The 15,215-nt window shown below is 69.1% G+C and carries 15 protein-coding genes; 6 read left to right on the forward strand and 9 right to left on the reverse strand.

Features of this window, described 5'->3' with window-relative positions; translation table 11 throughout:
* Positions 1-13: 13 nt before the first annotated feature.
* Positions 14-442 carry an arsenate-mycothiol transferase ArsC gene (locus MF605_RS01460; RefSeq protein WP_002855764.1) on the forward strand — a complete coding sequence of 143 codons (429 nt, stop codon included), beginning with the start codon at positions 14-16 and terminating at the stop codon, positions 440-442.
* Positions 443-470: 28 nt separating this feature from the next.
* Positions 471-1,808, forward strand: a complete 1,338-nt coding sequence (locus MF605_RS01465; protein ID WP_036381388.1) for an NAD(P)-binding domain-containing protein — start codon at positions 471-473, stop codon at positions 1,806-1,808.
* A 1,195-nt stretch (positions 1,809-3,003) separates the two neighbouring features.
* On the opposite strand, the gene MF605_RS01470 is transcribed toward MF605_RS01465, so the two are convergent.
* The 8 genes from MF605_RS01470 to MF605_RS01505 form a co-directional block, all read right to left on the reverse strand.
* Positions 3,004-3,606 (reverse strand): cadmium resistance transporter, encoded by a 603-nt coding sequence (locus MF605_RS01470; protein ID WP_036341590.1) that lies wholly within the window; start codon positions 3,604-3,606, stop codon positions 3,004-3,006.
* A complete protein-coding gene (cmtR, locus tag MF605_RS01475; protein ID WP_082067560.1) occupies positions 3,603-3,962 on the reverse strand; it encodes a Cd(II)/Pb(II)-sensing metalloregulatory transcriptional regulator CmtR in 360 nt (119 codons plus the stop codon). The genes MF605_RS01470 and cmtR overlap by 4 nt, the downstream gene beginning before the upstream one ends.
* Positions 3,963-4,142: 180 nt before the next feature.
* A complete protein-coding gene (locus tag MF605_RS01480) occupies positions 4,143-4,532 on the reverse strand; it encodes a heavy metal-responsive transcriptional regulator (protein WP_029603659.1) in 390 nt (129 codons plus the stop codon).
* A gap of 94 nt (positions 4,533-4,626) precedes the next feature.
* Positions 4,627-6,015 (reverse strand): FAD-dependent oxidoreductase, encoded by a 1,389-nt coding sequence (locus MF605_RS01485; RefSeq protein ID WP_134415986.1) that lies wholly within the window; start codon positions 6,013-6,015, stop codon positions 4,627-4,629.
* 75 nt (positions 6,016-6,090) lie between these two features.
* Positions 6,091-7,536 (reverse strand): mercury(II) reductase, encoded by a 1,446-nt coding sequence (gene merA, locus MF605_RS01490; RefSeq protein WP_134415984.1) that lies wholly within the window; start codon positions 7,534-7,536, stop codon positions 6,091-6,093.
* Between the two features lie 228 nt (positions 7,537-7,764).
* The gene (locus MF605_RS01495) at positions 7,765-8,688 is read right to left on the reverse strand and encodes an AAA family ATPase (protein WP_081994409.1); all 924 of its coding nucleotides are present in this window, start codon (positions 8,686-8,688) and stop codon (positions 7,765-7,767) included.
* A complete protein-coding gene (locus tag MF605_RS01500; RefSeq protein ID WP_044658717.1) occupies positions 8,675-10,132 on the reverse strand; it encodes a TnsB C-terminal domain-containing protein in 1,458 nt (485 codons plus the stop codon). Before MF605_RS01500 ends, MF605_RS01495 begins: the two co-directional genes overlap by 14 nt.
* Positions 10,133-10,145: 13 nt before the next feature.
* Positions 10,146-10,778 carry a recombinase family protein gene (locus MF605_RS01505; protein ID WP_016998066.1) on the reverse strand — a complete coding sequence of 211 codons (633 nt, stop codon included), beginning with the start codon at positions 10,776-10,778 and terminating at the stop codon, positions 10,146-10,148.
* Between the two features lie 359 nt (positions 10,779-11,137).
* On the opposite strand from MF605_RS01505, the gene MF605_RS01510 reads away from it, so the two are divergent.
* Positions 11,138-11,710, forward strand: coding sequence for a recombinase family protein (locus MF605_RS01510; protein ID WP_061866749.1), 573 nt, complete (start codon positions 11,138-11,140; stop codon positions 11,708-11,710).
* A 203-nt stretch (positions 11,711-11,913) separates the two neighbouring features.
* Here the strand turns inward: MF605_RS01510 and MF605_RS01515 are convergent, their stop codons facing one another.
* The gene (locus MF605_RS01515) at positions 11,914-12,582 is read right to left on the reverse strand and encodes a S41 family peptidase (RefSeq protein ID WP_061866748.1); all 669 of its coding nucleotides are present in this window, start codon (positions 12,580-12,582) and stop codon (positions 11,914-11,916) included.
* 682 nt (positions 12,583-13,264) lie between these two features.
* Between MF605_RS01515 and MF605_RS01520 the strand changes: the two genes are divergently transcribed.
* The 3 genes from MF605_RS01520 (at position 13,265) to MF605_RS01530 (ending at position 14,955) form a co-directional block, all read left to right on the forward strand.
* Positions 13,265-14,159, forward strand: a protein-coding gene (locus MF605_RS01520; protein WP_242821224.1) for an IS5 family transposase whose coding sequence is annotated in 2 segments (ribosomal slippage) — positions 13,265-13,621 and positions 13,623-14,159 — 894 coding nt in all. Because the reading frame shifts where the segments join, the coding sequence is not laid out codon by codon here.
* Positions 14,160-14,206: 47 nt separating this feature from the next.
* Positions 14,207-14,590 (forward strand): TetR/AcrR family transcriptional regulator, encoded by a 384-nt coding sequence (locus MF605_RS01525; protein ID WP_044659263.1) that lies wholly within the window; start codon positions 14,207-14,209, stop codon positions 14,588-14,590.
* Entirely contained in the window at positions 14,587-14,955 is a 369-nt protein-coding gene (locus MF605_RS01530) for a hypothetical protein (RefSeq protein WP_044659264.1), read from the forward strand. The genes MF605_RS01525 and MF605_RS01530 overlap by 4 nt, the downstream gene beginning before the upstream one ends.
* Positions 14,956-15,215 lie beyond the last annotated feature (260 nt).

The following is a 15,215-nucleotide window of genomic DNA, read 5'->3' on the forward strand; positions in this document are numbered from 1 at the left end:
GGATCCCCTCGCCATGACCACGAAGCGCCCTTCAGTCCTGTTCGTCTGCGTGAAGAACGGCGGCAAGTCCCAGATGGCCGCCGCCCTCATGCGCCATCACGCCGGGGATGAGGTCGACGTGCATTCCGCCGGCACCCGCCCGGGCACCGCCATCAACGCCCAGTCCGCGGAGGCGATCGCCGAGGTCGGCGCGGACATGTCCTCCGCCGTCCCGCAGCCGGTCACCCCCGAGCTGCTGCGAAGCGTCGACCACGTGATCGTCATCGGCGACGAAGCCGTCATCAAACCCGTCGAGGGCATGACCGCGCCGGTCACGACCTGGCACACCGATGAGCCCTCTCAGCGCGGCATCGAAGGGATGGAGCGGATGCGCTTGGTCCGCGACGACATCGACACCCACGTCCGCAAGCTCCTGACCGACCTCACCGGCACCGCGAACTGACCGCCCCGCAGCAAGGAGACTCATCATCTTGACCACCGCAACGAACTCACATCCCATTGTCGTCATCGCCGCTGGCCCCATCGGCCTTGCCGCCGCTGCCCACCTCTCTGAGCGCGGCCTGCCGTTCCTGATCCTCGAGGCCGGGACCGCGGCAGGAGCCGCGATCGCCGAGTGGGGGCACACGCGGCTCTTCTCGCCGTGGCAGTACAACCTCGACGCCGCCGCACAGCGTCTCCTCGAAGCTGCCGGCTGGACCGCACCCGACGCCGACGTTCTCCCGACCGGTCACGAACTGCGCGAGCATTACCTCGAACCGCTCGCGCAGCTTCCCCAGCTCGCCGAGTCGATCCGCTACGGGGCGCGGGTCACCGCCGTCTCCCGCGCCGGCATCGACAAGACCCGCACCGCACGCCGCGAGGAGACCCCCTTCCTCGTCCGGATCCAGACCACCGACGGGCACAGCGAAGACGTGCTCGCCTCCGCGGTCATCGACGCCTCCGGCACCTGGTCCACGCCCAACCCCCTCGGACAGGCCGGGCTCCTTGCTCCCGGCGAGCAGCAGGCCCACGCCGCGGGCCACATCACCGCGCCGCTGCCTGACGTGCAGGGCCGCGACCGTGACCGCTTCGCCGGCAAGCGAGTCATGGTGACCGGTGCCGGCCACTCAGCCGCCAATACCCTGCTGGACCTCGCGGACCTGGAGGCCGACACCACCATCATTTGGGCCGCTCGCACCGCAGACCTCACCCGCGTCTACGGGGGCGGCGACCAGGACGAACTCGCAGCCCGAGGAGCGCTCGGCTCGCGACTGCGCCAGCTGGTCGACTCCGGACGCATCGAGGTCCTCACCTCCTTCACCATCACTCGCTTCAGAGCCGACGACACGTTGACCGTCCACGCTGTGACCCCGGACGGGGAGCGAGAAGTGAGCGTCGATGTGCTGGTGCCCGCCACCGGGTTCCGCCCTGATCTCGGAATGCTCTCCGAACTCCGCCTGGCCCTGGACCCGGCCGTCGAAGCACCGTCCCAGCTGGGTCCGCTGATCGATCCCGAGTTCCACTCCTGCGGATCCGTCGAGCCTCACGGTGAGCGAGTCCTCGCCCACCCGGAGACGAACTTCTACATCGTCGGCATGAAGAGCTACGGCCGCGCCCCCACCTTCCTCATGGCCACCGGCTACGAACAGGTCCGCTCCATCGCAGCAGCCCTGGCCGGCGACCGCAAAGCAGCCGACGCAGTCCACCTCGAACTACCCGAGACCGGCGTATGCACCACCGACCTCGGCGGCAGCTGCGACGCCCCAGCCCCAGCCGGCGACGCCTGCTGCAGCAGCCCGCAACTGATCGAGCTCTCCGTCGGCCGATGAGCAAACAGCGGGACGGCACGACGTTCTGTGCCACCCCGCTGGGGTATACCCGCCTGGACGCCGCCCAGCCCGGCGCGCTCGGCTCGAATACCTGGAACTGCAATGCATCCAGGAGCACCGCCTCCAGATCCCCCTCGCACTCGGCCAGACGCATCCCCAGGTCCGTGCGGTGGGCGATCACCCGTCGCGGGTCTTCCGGGGAAGGTCCGGCCTGCCAGGCCACCACCGTGAGCACCTCCCCGGTCACGTCGGCGTCGAGGAGACGCGCGTGAGTCTCACGACTGAAGTACCTCTGGACCAGCGCGGACATCACCCGGCGCACCTCAGGCGTGGACGGCAACTCTGAGGGCGGCAGGGCATCCGGTGCAGTCATCGCCCCAGGGTAGGAACGAGTCCTCGTACCCGGATAGCCCCCCTGGGGACAGCTGCGCCCTGGCGCCGGCCCCTTGCGGTTGCAGGCTCACTCACACCAGAACGGCGCCGGGCGGACTTCACACGCCTCTCGCTCCACCAGGCCGATCCCTCCCACCAGGACAGGCCAGGCGGCCAGCACCAACAGAGCAACCACCGCGGCCGTCCAGCCTCACCGAGAGCGAGGGGATCTGGATCGAGCGAACCGGACGCCGCAGACGGCCGCGCATGCGACGACGAGGAGCTGCCCCACGCTGACGAGCAAGGAAGGCGCCCCCACGGGAGCGTGGCTGCCCTGGGCGAACTCCGCGACGGCGTAGGCGGCCATGAAGACGGCTATGGCCACGGGAACGATGAGCACCAGCAGCACGAGCCCCAGGACCACTTGCGCTGCGGACCGCCCCGAGACCCGGCCAGCTGGGGTGGATTCGATCATCGGGTGATCTCCGAAGCTCAAGGGCGGATGGGTTGGGCACGAGAGCCCAGCTACGAGGGCTCTACGAGTACGCCAAAAGAAACCTAGACCACGACCGATCCACCGGCGACCCCTGCCCATGAAGACTGAAGCAGCACCCACACCCAGCGCCCCGGCACAAACGGTCGTTTGTGGCGGGCGTCCGGGATGCGACGGGGCTGTGGCTTCGTTCGCTTGGTGGCGGGGTTTTTGCAGCGCTCCGTGGCGGTCTTGTTGCCGCGATCACGCAGGACTGGCCGCAGGTAGGTGTCGCGGTCTGAACCGAGAGGGGTGCGCCCGGTCGGGGCCGTTTGGATCGCTGCCGCTACGTCAGAGTCCGAAGGCTCCGCCGCTGACGAGGATCACGATGCCGAGGCCGATGAGAACGATGGGGAAGAGGATGTTCTCCCAGCGTTCGAGCACTTCGGCGATCGGGGGGCGGGTGGCGACGAACTTTGCCAGGGCCACCAGGACCGCGACGAGCGCGAGGAAGACGATGCAGTAGGCGACTACTGCGAGAGGTTCCACGCTGAGGAAGACAGGGGTGTAGACGCCGATGTTGTCGCCGCCGTTGGCAAGGGTGACGCCTGCGACTGTCCACACGCCGACCTTCTTGCCGGCAACCTTGGCCTCGTCGTCATCGTCGTCATCGTCTCCGCGCCAGGCCTGCCATGCGGCCCAGAGGCCGAGGCCCAGAGGGATGAGGCCGAAGTACGGGATGGCTGCCGGGGGCAGGAATGCTCCGGCGCCGATGGTCACCAGGACCGCGGCACCGAGGATGCCGGCGAATCCGAGGTACTGGCCGGCCAGAATGCGGGCGGTAGTGCCGCGCTGGCCTGCCCCTCGCGCGAAGAAGAGGGAGAGCACGATGATGTCGTCGATGTTGGTCGCTGCGAACAGGCCCATCGCCTGCAAGACCGAGGTGAGGCTCATGCGCCCTCCCCAGCTGCGTCGCATCCGGGAAGCGAGCAGGCGGGATCGATGCACGGGGCGTCTTCGTCCACTGCCAGGGTGGCATCGACCAGTGCCGTCAGCGCCTGCGCCAGGTGCGAATCGGCGATCTCATATCGTGTCCGACGACCCTCGGGCTCGGAGACGACGATCCCGCAATCGCGCAGGCATGCCAGGTGGTTGGACACGTTCGGGCGTGTCAGGTCCAGATCTCGGGCCAGTTCCGCCGGGTAAGCGGGATGGTCGAGCAGGGTCAAGATGATCCGGGATCGAGTGGGGTCGGCCAGTGCACGACCCAGGCGGTTCAACACGTCGAGACGCGAAGCAATAGTCAGCATGGACTGAACTATACAGCGCAAACTGAACACTCGATCACAGGCGTCAGCCCAGATCGCATGCCCGTAAGGGGATCCTTCACCGTACGTCGAGCGAGCTCAGTCCTCGACGACTTGTGACTGTCGACGGTGAATGGCGGTGTTCTGACAGAGGTATTTGGCGGCCGTGGTGCGGCTGTGGGCTCAGAGGTAGCTGCAGATTTGGGCGGGATCGCACTGGGTGGGGTCGCCTTGGGAGGCGGCCTGGTAGTGCTCGGCCGCGGAGGCCCGCAGGGCGGTGAGCTCAGCGATGTGCTGGTCGAGGTCGGTGAGTTGCTGGGCGAGCTGTGCGGCTACGTGGGCGCAGGGGGCCTGCCCGGCGTCGCGGATCTGCAGGATGTTCCGGATCTCGGCCAGGCTGAGTCCGGCGGCCTTGCTTCGGCGGATGAACTGCAGGCGGGCGAGGGCCTCGGGTGGGTAGTCGCGGTACCCGTTGGGGCCGCGGTGCACCGGGGGCAGCAGCCCGTGCTGTTCGTAGAACCGTAGGGCTTTGGTGGTCATGCCGGCGGCTGCGGCCGCTTCACCGATCCGCACGGTGCGCACCTCGATCCTGGACTGGTCTGTGGCCTTCCACGGTAGAGGAAGGCTCCGGGGGCAGGGCACTGCCTGCCCCTGGAGGGGCCGGTGGTCATCCGGGTTCGGTGCGGGCGCGGTCGGTCTCGACGGCCTGCCAGGTCTTGCGCGCGGCGATGAGCACCGGGTCCCACACCGGGGAGAACGGCGGGGCGTAGGAGAGGTCGATGTTGAGCAGCTCTTCCACCGGGGTCTCGTGCCACAGCGCCACGGAGAGCACGTCGATGCGCTTGGCCGCGCCTTCTTCCCCGACGATCTGGGCGCCGAGCAGCCGTCCGGTGCCGCGTTCGGCGATGAGTTTGGTGCGGATGGGTTTGGCCCCGGGGTAGTAGCCGGCCCGGGTGGTGGAGTCGACCACGGCGGTGACGGGGTCGAAGCCGGCCGCCTGCGCTTCGACCTCGCCGAGGCCGGTGCGTCCGACTTCGATGTCGCAGATCTTGGTCACGGCGGTGCCGAGCACCCCGGGGAAGGTGGCGTAGCCGCCGCCGAGGTTGATCCCGGCGGTGCGGCCCTCCTTGTTCGCGTGGGTACCCAGCGGCAGGGCCACGTGGCGGCGGGAGACGCGGTGGAACTTCTCCACGCAGTCCCCGCCGGCCCACACCCCCTCGATGCCGGTGCGCAGCCGGCGGTCCACGGCGATCGCCCCCGTCTCGCCCAGGGGGATCCCGGCGTCGGCGGCCAGGGTGGTGTTCGGGGTCACCCCCAGGCCGAGGATCACCAGCTCGGTGGGGATGGTGGCCTGATCGGTGACCACGGCGGTGACCTTCCCGGTGTGGGTCTCGAAGCCGGTGACGGTCTCCTCCATCCGCACCTCCATCCCGTACCCTTCCATCGCGGTGGCGATGAGCGCGCCCATGTCCGGGTCCAGGCCCGGCAGTGGGGCCGGGGGGCGTCCGATCACGGTGATGTCCACGCCCCAGGCGGACAGGGCCTCGGCCAGTTCCAGGCCGATGTAGCCGGCCCCGACGACCACCGCCCGGCCCGGCCGGTCCCGCTCCAGCACCGCCCGCAGGGCCAGGCCGTCGTCGAGGGTCTGCACCCCGTGGATACCGGCCGCATCGATCCCGGGCAGTGGCGGGCGGGCCGGGGTGGCCCCGGTGGCGACCATGAGCTGATCGAAACCCTCCCAGGCCTCCCGGCCGGCGGTCAGGTCGCGCACGAGCACGGCGCGGCGGTGCAGGTCGATCTCCAGGACCTCGTGACCGGTGCGGGCGTCGATGGCGTGGTGGTCGCGGAACTGTTGCGGGGTACGGGCGATCAGCTCCGTGGTGTCGGCGACGTCCTTGCCGATGAAGTACGGGATCCCGCAGGCCGAATACGAGGTGTAGTGGCCCCGCTCGAAGGCCACGATCTCCAACTGGTCCTGGGGCAGCTGGCGGCGGCCGGCGGAGGCCGCGCTCATCCCCGCGGCGTCCCCACCGATGACGATCAACCTCTGGGCCATGACTTCCCCTTCCGTTACAGTGCCTGCTGAGTCGTCAGCTCCCGGCTGTGCTCGATGCTCGAGGCCGACCGATCCTCACGCGGCGCAGCAGGAGAGTTTGGAGACGTCGGTGCGGAAGGACTGGGCGGCGATCTTGAGGCCTTCGGCCATCGTCAGGTACGGGCACCACAGGGTGGAGACCTGATCCACCGTCATGCCCGCGGACAAGATGTAGACCCCGGCCGCGGCAAGCTCCCCGGCGTCCTTGGCCACCGCGGTGATACCCACGATCCGCCCAGTCTCGGCCTCGGCGACGATCTTCACGAACCCGCGGGTGTCACGGTTGACCAGCGCCCTGGGCACGTACTCCAGGGGCAGCACCCGGCATTCACACCGGAGGCCGGCTTCCCGGGCCTGCTGGTCGGTCATGCCCACCGCCGCGATGGCCGGGGAGGTGAAAGTGACCCGCGGCAGGTGGGTGTAGTCGATCTGCTGGCCGGTGTGGTGGAAGGCGTTCTCCACCGCGGTGACCCCGTGGGCCGAGGCCACGTAGACGTACTGGGGGTGCCCGGTCACATCCCCGGCCGCCCACACCTTCGGATTCGAGGTCGCCATCCGGGCGTCGACGAGGATCTCCCCGCGCGCCCCGGTGTCCACCCCGACCGAGCCGAGGCCCAGGTTCTCGGTGACCGGACGGCGCCCGACCGCGACCATGAGCCGGCCCGCCCGCAGGGTGTCCTGCCCGCCCGCGCCCGTGACGGTGGCCACCACCTCCCCGGTGTCCCGGTCGGGCGTCACGGAGGAGACGGTGGCCCGGGGGATCACCCGGATGCCCTCCTCGGCGAACACGCCCCTCAGGGTCCGGGAGACCTCGGGTTCCTCATGGGAGGCCAGCCGGGACCGCACGACCATGGTGACCATCGAGCCCAGGCGGGCGAAGAGTTGAGCCTGCTCCAGGCCCACGTACCCGCCACCGATGATCAGCAGCGATTCCGGCACCTCGTCCAACTCCATGGCCGTGGTCGACGTCAGATACTCCACCTGATCCAGACCCTCGATCTCCGGGACGATCGGGGTGGAGCCGGTGGCCACCAGATAGTGGGCCGCCCGCACCCGGCGGCAGGAACCGTCGGCTCCGGTGACCTCCAGCGCCGGATCCTCGGCGGTGCCGGTGAACACCGCTTCGCCGGTGGCCAGTTCCCAGCCGTAGTCGGCGATCAGATCCAGGTACTTGTCCGAGCGCATTCCCTCCACCAGCGCGTCCTTGCCGACGATTAGCCCGGGCATGTCCACCCCGGCGGCCGACGTGCTCAGACCGGGGAACCGTCCTGTGGCGTCCAGCGCCACGTGGCGGGCCTCGGCGGCGGCCAGCAGCGCCTTCGACGGCACGCACCCGGTGTTCACGCAGGTGCCCCCGACCGTGGCACGCTCGATCATCACCACTGATTTGCCGAGATTGGTGGCCCGGATCGCGGCGGCGAACGCACCACCGCCGGAACCGATGATCGCCAGGTCCACTTCGTGCGTTCCCGTCTCAGGCATGACCGGCCTCCGTAAGTCCGTGATGAAGGCCCCGACGGGCCGTCTGTGTGCGGTGCTGTGCTGTGCCCAGCCTGCACCTTCCCCTGAAGAGGAAGGTCAAGACGTCACCGCGGCAATGTCATGTGCACGACCGTATGTGCCCCAGACCCGGGGGCCCTTTCGAGGAGTCGCTACCAGAGGCGATTGCCTGGCCGGTGGATCTCAGGAGCTGGTGGCCGGCCCGTGTGCTCAGTGACCGATCAGGAGTGACTCGCGGGCGGCTTCGACCACTTCGGGGGTGACGGTGGCCAACTGGTTGATCGTGAGGATGCGTTGGATCTGGGTGAGGAGGCGGTCGACGAGACGGAAGTTGCCGCCGGTGATCCGGGCGATGGTGGCGATCGCGACCGCCTGGGTGAACTCGTCGTCCTCGCCGGCGAGTCCGTCGGTGTGCCAGCGGCGGTTCAGGACGGCGGTGAGCTCTTCGGGGGTGAGGGGGCGGTATTCGTGGGCGAAGCCCACACGGCTGTAGAGCTGGGGGTAACGGGCCAGGCGTTTGTCGATGCCGGGCATTCCGATGAGGATCACCCCGAGGGTGTGGCGGTCGTAGTAGTCGCGGACCTGTTCCAGGCCGGTGGTCTTGAGCCGGTCGGCCTCGTCGATGATGAGCAGCTCGGTGAGCCCGGAGGAACGCGAGTCGGGGTGCACGAACGGGTCGACGCGGCCGTGGTGGTGGTAGTCGATGGCGTAGGAGATCTGTTGGCAGGCCCGCGGGAGGGCTTGGTCGACCTGTCGGGGGCTGGCGGTGACGGTCGGGGTCCACAGCGCGGTGCGGGCCTGCAGGACCTGCTCAGGGATGGGGCCGGGCTCGCGGTCCTCGCCCAGGTCTCTTTGCCACTGCTCCCATTGCGGGGCCCCGGCGTAGTGGCGGGCCGAGAGGGTCTTGCCGACCCCGGGTGGGCCCCAGCACAGGCCGATGTAGCGGTGGGCGCGGACGGTGTCGGCGAACTCGGTGAAACGGCGGTGCTCCCGGGTGGGAAGGAGCAGGGGTGATGCGGGGTCCGGGGGTGGGCCCAAGGCTGCGATTTCCCCGAACGTGCCGGAGAGGAAGCGCCGGCCGTCGTCGTCCTTGCCCAGCAGGCTCCGGGAGGAGTCGGGCTCAGTCGGTGGCATAGGTCCGCAACCGGTGTCGGGGCGCCGGCTCCGCCGGCGGGTCTGCCGTCGGGCCCGGCGCCGGGGCGGGTGGTGGTGCCCAGCGGTCGTCGGCGGGCAGGGCGTCGGCGAGGCTGCGCCGGGCGCGCAGCTGCTGCTTGAGCGCGGCGCGTCGGGCGCCCCGGGCCTGCTGCAGCTGTTGGAGGGTGATGGTCTCAGCGGCCAGTTCGGGGGCGATCGCCCGGCACAGGTAGGTGTCCTGGTGGTAGACGCGCACCTCGCCGGCGTCGCGGGGGTCGTAGCGGATGGTCACGGTCTCACTGACGTAGGCGGCCAGCACCGGGCAGATGTAGCGGGTGCCTTGAAAGCGGATGCCGTCGCGCTGGACGATGCGGGTGGTCGCAGCGGTGAGCAGCAGCAGGTCGAGATCCTCGCCCCGGGCCGGGGTGCGCGGGATCCACCCGGCCCCGATCCAGCGGGCGGCGGGGGCCTGTCCGGTCTCGGAGTGCACCCGGGCGTGGTAGTCCTCGATCAGGTAGCGCTGGACCACTGCGTCGAGCTGCTCCAGGCTCAGGGCAGGTGGTGAGGTGGGGGTGCCGCCGGTTCCGTGCGGGATGTGCCCGGGCAGGTGCGGGAGCACCTCGGTGGTGATCGTGCCGTAGAAGCGTTCGATCTTGCCCCTCCCCTGCGGGACCCCGACGCGGGAGTGGATGAGCCGGATGTGGGTGTCCAGGCAGACCCGGTCCAGCCGGGTGCTGGTGAAGTCGGCCCCGTGGTCGCTGTAGAGCACCTCGGGCAACCCCTGGACCGGCCACCGCGGGTCGGGCTTGGCTCGCACGGCCTGGTGCAGGGCCAGGGCGGTCTGCTCGGCATTCGGGGCGCCGGTGAAGACGGTGTAGCCGGCGACCGCGCGGGAGTAGTCGTCGAGGATCACGCTCAGCCACGGCCGCACCGGGCGCCCCCGGTTGTCGAGGATCGCCACGTCGAGCAGGGTGTGGTCGGCCTGCCACTGCTCATTGGGCCTCACCGCCGACCGGCGGTGCACCAGCTCGTATCGGTCCCGGTAGGCGGTGTCTCCCTCCAGGGCCAGGGTGCGCAGCCCGGGGTCGATCGCGGCGATCACGCTGCGCACGCTCGAGTAGCTCGGGGGTGCCCAGCCGCGCTCCGGGGCCAGATCGCACACCCGGCGGTGGATGAACCTGGTCGTCGGCGCCGGGCGGCGCAGCGCCAGGGCCTCGATCACCGCGATCAGCTCCGCAGGCAGCCGGCGTTGGCCGCGGTCGCTGCGGGCCTTGCGCTGCAAGCCGGCCGCGGAGGAGTCCGCCCGGTATTCGGCGGCCCAGCGCTGCAGGGTGCGGACCGAGACCTGGGCATGGGCGGCGAGCCGGGTCAGCGGCACCCCCTCGTCGAGGTGCTGGCGCAACAATGCCGCTCTCTCCTGCGGACCCAGCTGCACCACCACCATCACCCCACCTGGGTCAGTCCGCCGGACCGGGCTCGGGCTCGGCGGCGGTGACCGGTCCGGCCGTCACCGGCTCCGGGGACCGCGGCGGGAGGTGACGGTAGAGACTGGTGCGCGTGATCCCGGTCTTGGCCACGATCTCCGCCATCGTGTGCCCGCTCTCGCGCAGATGCGCCGCGTAGGCCAGCTTGTCCGGATCCACCACCGTAGGCCGCCCGATCCGCCGGCCCTTCGCCGCGGCCACCGACCGGGCATGAGCAGCCCGCTCGAGGGTGTAGGTGCGCTCCATCTGCCCGAACAACGCCAGCAGCACCACCGCCAACTGCGCCATCGGATCACTCGGATTGGTGGAGTCCACCTTGATCGGGTCCGCCAGGTTGCGCACCCCCACCCCCCGCTCGGCGAGGTCATGGATCAGGTTCAAGGTGTCGCGCACCGTGCGCCCGAGCCGGTCCAGGGTGTGCACCACGATCACATCACCCTCCCGGGCGTAGGCCAGCGCCGCGGTCAGCCCGGGACGCTCCGTGGTGGCCCCGGACTTCTTGTCCACATAGATCCGCTCGGCGGCGATCCCGACCTGCCGGAGGGCATCGATCTGCCGGTCGAGGTCCTGTTTGGCCGTCGAGACCCGCGCGTAGCCCAATTCCATGCGCCCAGCGTACCGGAAGTCGGTTCCGTACGACCTAAATGGTTCAGCACTTTTGGTCCAAGTTCTGGTACAGGAATCGCCGATCGTGCACATCGGGCAAGGATCCCCACGCGGGCCGTCCCACTACCAAGGAAGTGGGACAGTCGCCCGAGAGCGATCAACACGTCGATCACCTCGAGCTCGGCCGGCCCGACGACTCCGATCGGGACGCAAGACCTCGATGCCGCCATTTAGCTCCGTCAGAACACCGCCACTTATCGATGCGGTTCACAGACGACTTCTTGTGAGGGATCGTCATGTACGCAAGACCCGTACGGTGACGTGGGCGGTGAGGGGAGGGTAACTGCAACAATGGGGACATGCATGTCGGCTACGCGCGCGTCTCGACTCTCGAGCAAGACCTCTCCGCCCAACGGGAAGCACTCGAGCGCCTCGGAGTCGAGAACAAGGACATCTACTTCGACCACGGCCTGACGGGAACGACCCGCGCCCGGCCCGGGTTGCGCGAAGCGCTGGCCGCGACCCGGGACGGCGACACCCTGGTGGTGACCAAGCTCGACCGGCTGGCCCGCTCGCTCCCGGACGCGAGGGACATCGCCGACGAGCTCACCACCAAGGGAGTGGCGCTCAGTCTCGGAGGCAGGGTCTACGACCCCAACGACGCCGTCGGCCGGTTGCTGTTCAACGTGCTCGGCATGGTGGCCGAGTTTGAGGCGGACCTCATCCGCCTGCGCACCCGCGAAGGCATGGCCATCGCCAGATCCAAGGGCAAACTCAAAGGCAAGAAGCCCAAGCTCTCGCCCTCTCAGCGGAAGCACCTGCTGACGTTGCACGCCGCCGGCGAGCACACCCAAGCCGAGCTGGCCGAGCTGTTCAACGTCTCCCGCACCACCATCTACCGCGAGCTGCGCCGCACCACGACCGACACCTGACCGCGCCTGCACCGCCACTGAGCGATCACAGAAACCCGCCACCAAGCCATCACATCCACAGGCCACCCCGCCCACACACGGTCGTTTTCGGCGGAGCCGATTCGCGCCACAACGCTTGCCATTGGAGCGACCTGCCAGCGCACGCACAATCCCTTTCGCGACGGCTGGACCACGCGCCGCGGGATGCGAGCGGGCCAGGGCGCTCAGGGGCAGCCGCGTTCCTGCAGCCAGATCCTCGCCGCCGCCTGAGCCGCGTCCGTGCCGCCGCCCCCGTCCCTACGGATCGGCAGGTCCGGGTCCACCGGGCGATCGCCCAGAACCTCGCCTCCACGGTCCACAAACTCCGCGGCCGTCAAGGTGAGACGGCTGCCATCGGACAGCACGTGCGTCGCATTCCCGGACCCATACCCTGACGATGACTGCCCGAACGACCTTGCATTGGGCAACCCTCGGAAGGCGGCCAGCACCGCCTCCCCCGAGGACGAGGTGGACCGGTCTTGAAGCACCGCAATCGGAGCGCCATCGCGTTGTGTCCGGGGCCCCACGCTGACGAACGTCATGCCCTCTGTGCCTGCCCCGTCCTCCTGCACGGTCACTGCCGTGTCCTCGCCAGCCCTATCCCGGAAGAACATCACCGGCCCCTCCGGCAACAACGCGGAGACCCCCGAGAGCATCGGCCACATGTTCCCACCCAGGTTTCCCTGCACGTCCACCACCCACCCGCAGGTCGCGGTCGCTGCGGCGTCGATTCCGTCCGCCAGGACCATCGCGTACTCGGACGCCTGGGGGTCGTCACTGGCCACGGGCAGTGCTGGCAGGCTGAGGGTACTGATGCCATCCGTCGTGGTGACGGTCGGCAACGTGACATTCATGCGCGGTGTCTCAGAAGCGCTGGAGGTCGACCTTTCACCCCTCTCGGCTGGGTCCGGGCCGGGAGTGAAGCTCGAATGCTTTCCTCCAGCCACCCCCGTGGCATAGCGCAGGACACTGTCGAGGTCTCGAGGTGAGCGCGCCGTCTTGGCGGTCTCCTGCACCTGGGCTCGGGCCTGCTCCCACCGCTCGCCGGAGGCGTACAGCCCGGTATCAAGGACGTCGAGGGCCCGATCTGCGTACGCCAGGGTGTCTTGATCTCCACTTGACGATCCTCCACCAGGGGTCGGCGTCCCTGGTGGAGCGGACGACGACGTGGGTGTCGATCCATCCCCGTGGGAGGCTCCACACCCGGTCAGCAGTACCGCCAGCACCACGCCCATGCAGACGACTCGCGTCCTAGGCCGTCTGGTCCAAGCGATATTCATGCGGCCAGTGTCGCATCAGACGCACGCCGGGAGGCCCCTCGGCGAAAACTCCCGTGACGCATCTGCCCAGCCACTCTCCGTGTTCGGACTAAGGGCGCAAACGGTCGTGTGGGGCGGACTGAATCCTCGCCACAACCCTCGCCAGACAGCTCCCACGCGGGGCCCGCTCCGCTGGAAACCGACCCGCAGCTGGCACCCAACTCCCCCTAGGGCGTGTCTGAGAATAGATGCACGAGTCAGCTGAGACCCTGGGGACATGTCCCGGTTCCAGATGCTCTCCGACGCCCAATGGGAGTTGATCGCCCCGATGCTCCCGACCCGGACCGGCCGCGCCGGCAGGCCGTTCGCCGACGCCCGCACCATGGTGGAGGCGATCATCTACCGATACAGGTGCGGAATCGCTTGGAGGGATCTGCCCGAGGTCTACGGGCCCTGGCAGACCGTGTGGACCTGGCATCGGCGCTTGGCCGAAAAAGGCACATGGGACACGGTGCTGGCCACGCTGACCGCCGCCGCTGACGCCGAAGGCCTGATCGATTGGTCGGTCTCGGTGGACTCCACGATCGCCCGCGCCCACCAGCACGCGACGAACATCACCCGCCACACAGGGGGATGGATCGAACTACAAGAATCCGCATGAGGAACCGGCCGATCACGGCATCGGGCGCTCCCGTGGCGGGCTGAGCACGAAGATCCATCAGCTCGTCGACGGGACCGGGCTGCCGCTGGTCAGCCTGATCACCCCCGGCCAGGCAGGGGACTCCCCGATGCTGCTTCCTCTCCTGCAGCAGCTGCGCGTGACCCGGCCAGTAGGGCGGCCCCGGACCCGCCCCGAGGCCGTGCTGGGCGACAAGGCGTACTCCTCCCGGGCGATCCGCACCCACCTACGTGCCCGCGGCATCAAAGCGGTCATCCCCGAACCGGCAGATCAGCGAGGCCACCGCAGACGGCGCGGTGCCCGCGGCGGGCGCCCCGTCGGCCTCGACGCGGACGCCTACAAGGGCCGCAACGTGATCGAGCGCCAGTACGCGCACCTGAAGCAATGGCGGGGCCTGGCGACCCGGTATGACAAGTACGCGATCATCTACAGGGCCGCTGTGGTCCTGAATGCTGTGATCGCATGGTCAAAACGATTGTCAGACATGCCCTAGGCCATTCCGGTCTTGACTGATCGTTCTGGAACGATCATTCTGTAACCATGCCCAGGCCCAGAGAGTTCAACGAAGCGACCGCCATTGCCGCGGCGGTAGACGTCTTCTGCAACCGCGGGTTCCACGCCACCTCCGTCGAGGACCTCGTGCGGGCCACGGGCGTGAACCGCAGCAGCCTCTACGGCGTCTTCGGCAGCAAGCAAGGCCTGTTCCTGCGCGCCCTCGACCACGTATGCGAGCCAGAAGTCGACCCCGCCACCCGACTGGACCTCTGCCTGGTGGCGCTGACCGATCTTGCTCCGTCCGATGAGCGCATACAGCAGAAGGTCGCCGCCGTCCTCGCCCGCTTCCACATCACCCCCGCCGTCCTCGCCGAGCGCCTGTTCACCCGAGCCGGCATCTCGACCCCGCAGAAAAGGAGCACCTCATGAGCAACAACACGGTCACCATCAAGGATGGCACCCTAACCATTGAGCCCACCGGCCTAGACAAGCTGTGGTCCTTCACTGGCAAGCTGCAGTTCCCCCTGGAGCACGTCCTGGGCGCGACCTACGATCCAGACCTGCGCAACGAGCCCAAGGGGTGGCGTGGCCCCGGACTGGGTCTGCCGAACAAGCTCTCCGGCACCTTCCACGCTGGCGGGAACAAGCAGTTCTGGAACATCTCAGGCTACGAGAAGGTCGTCGTCTTCACCCTGAGCCCGGAGGAGGAGTACGAGCGCGTGATGGTCACGGTCGAGGACCCCCACGAGGTCGTGCGGCTCGTCAACGGGGCGATCGAACCCGCCCAGAGCTAAACCATCAGAGAATCGGGGCGCCGACGGATCGCCCCGCCCGTCCGGCAAGCTCGCCCAGGCGGCACAATCGGTCGTTTACGACGAGGGGCCCCGCCATGCGCCGTGTGCGCCCCCTCCGGCCCTGCCCGCCCGCCGCACGGCTCGCCACAACCAACCCGCTAGAGCGGCAGCCGTCCGTACGTTTCGAGCGAGCCCTGGGGTGCGCGGGGGCGCCCACCTGGACACCCAGTGTCACGCCGACCGGATCCCGCCCGATACGC

This window comes from Micrococcus luteus, from assembly GCF_022664405.1.
In the GTDB taxonomy this organism is placed as follows: domain Bacteria; phylum Actinomycetota; class Actinomycetes; order Actinomycetales; family Micrococcaceae; genus Micrococcus; species Micrococcus luteus.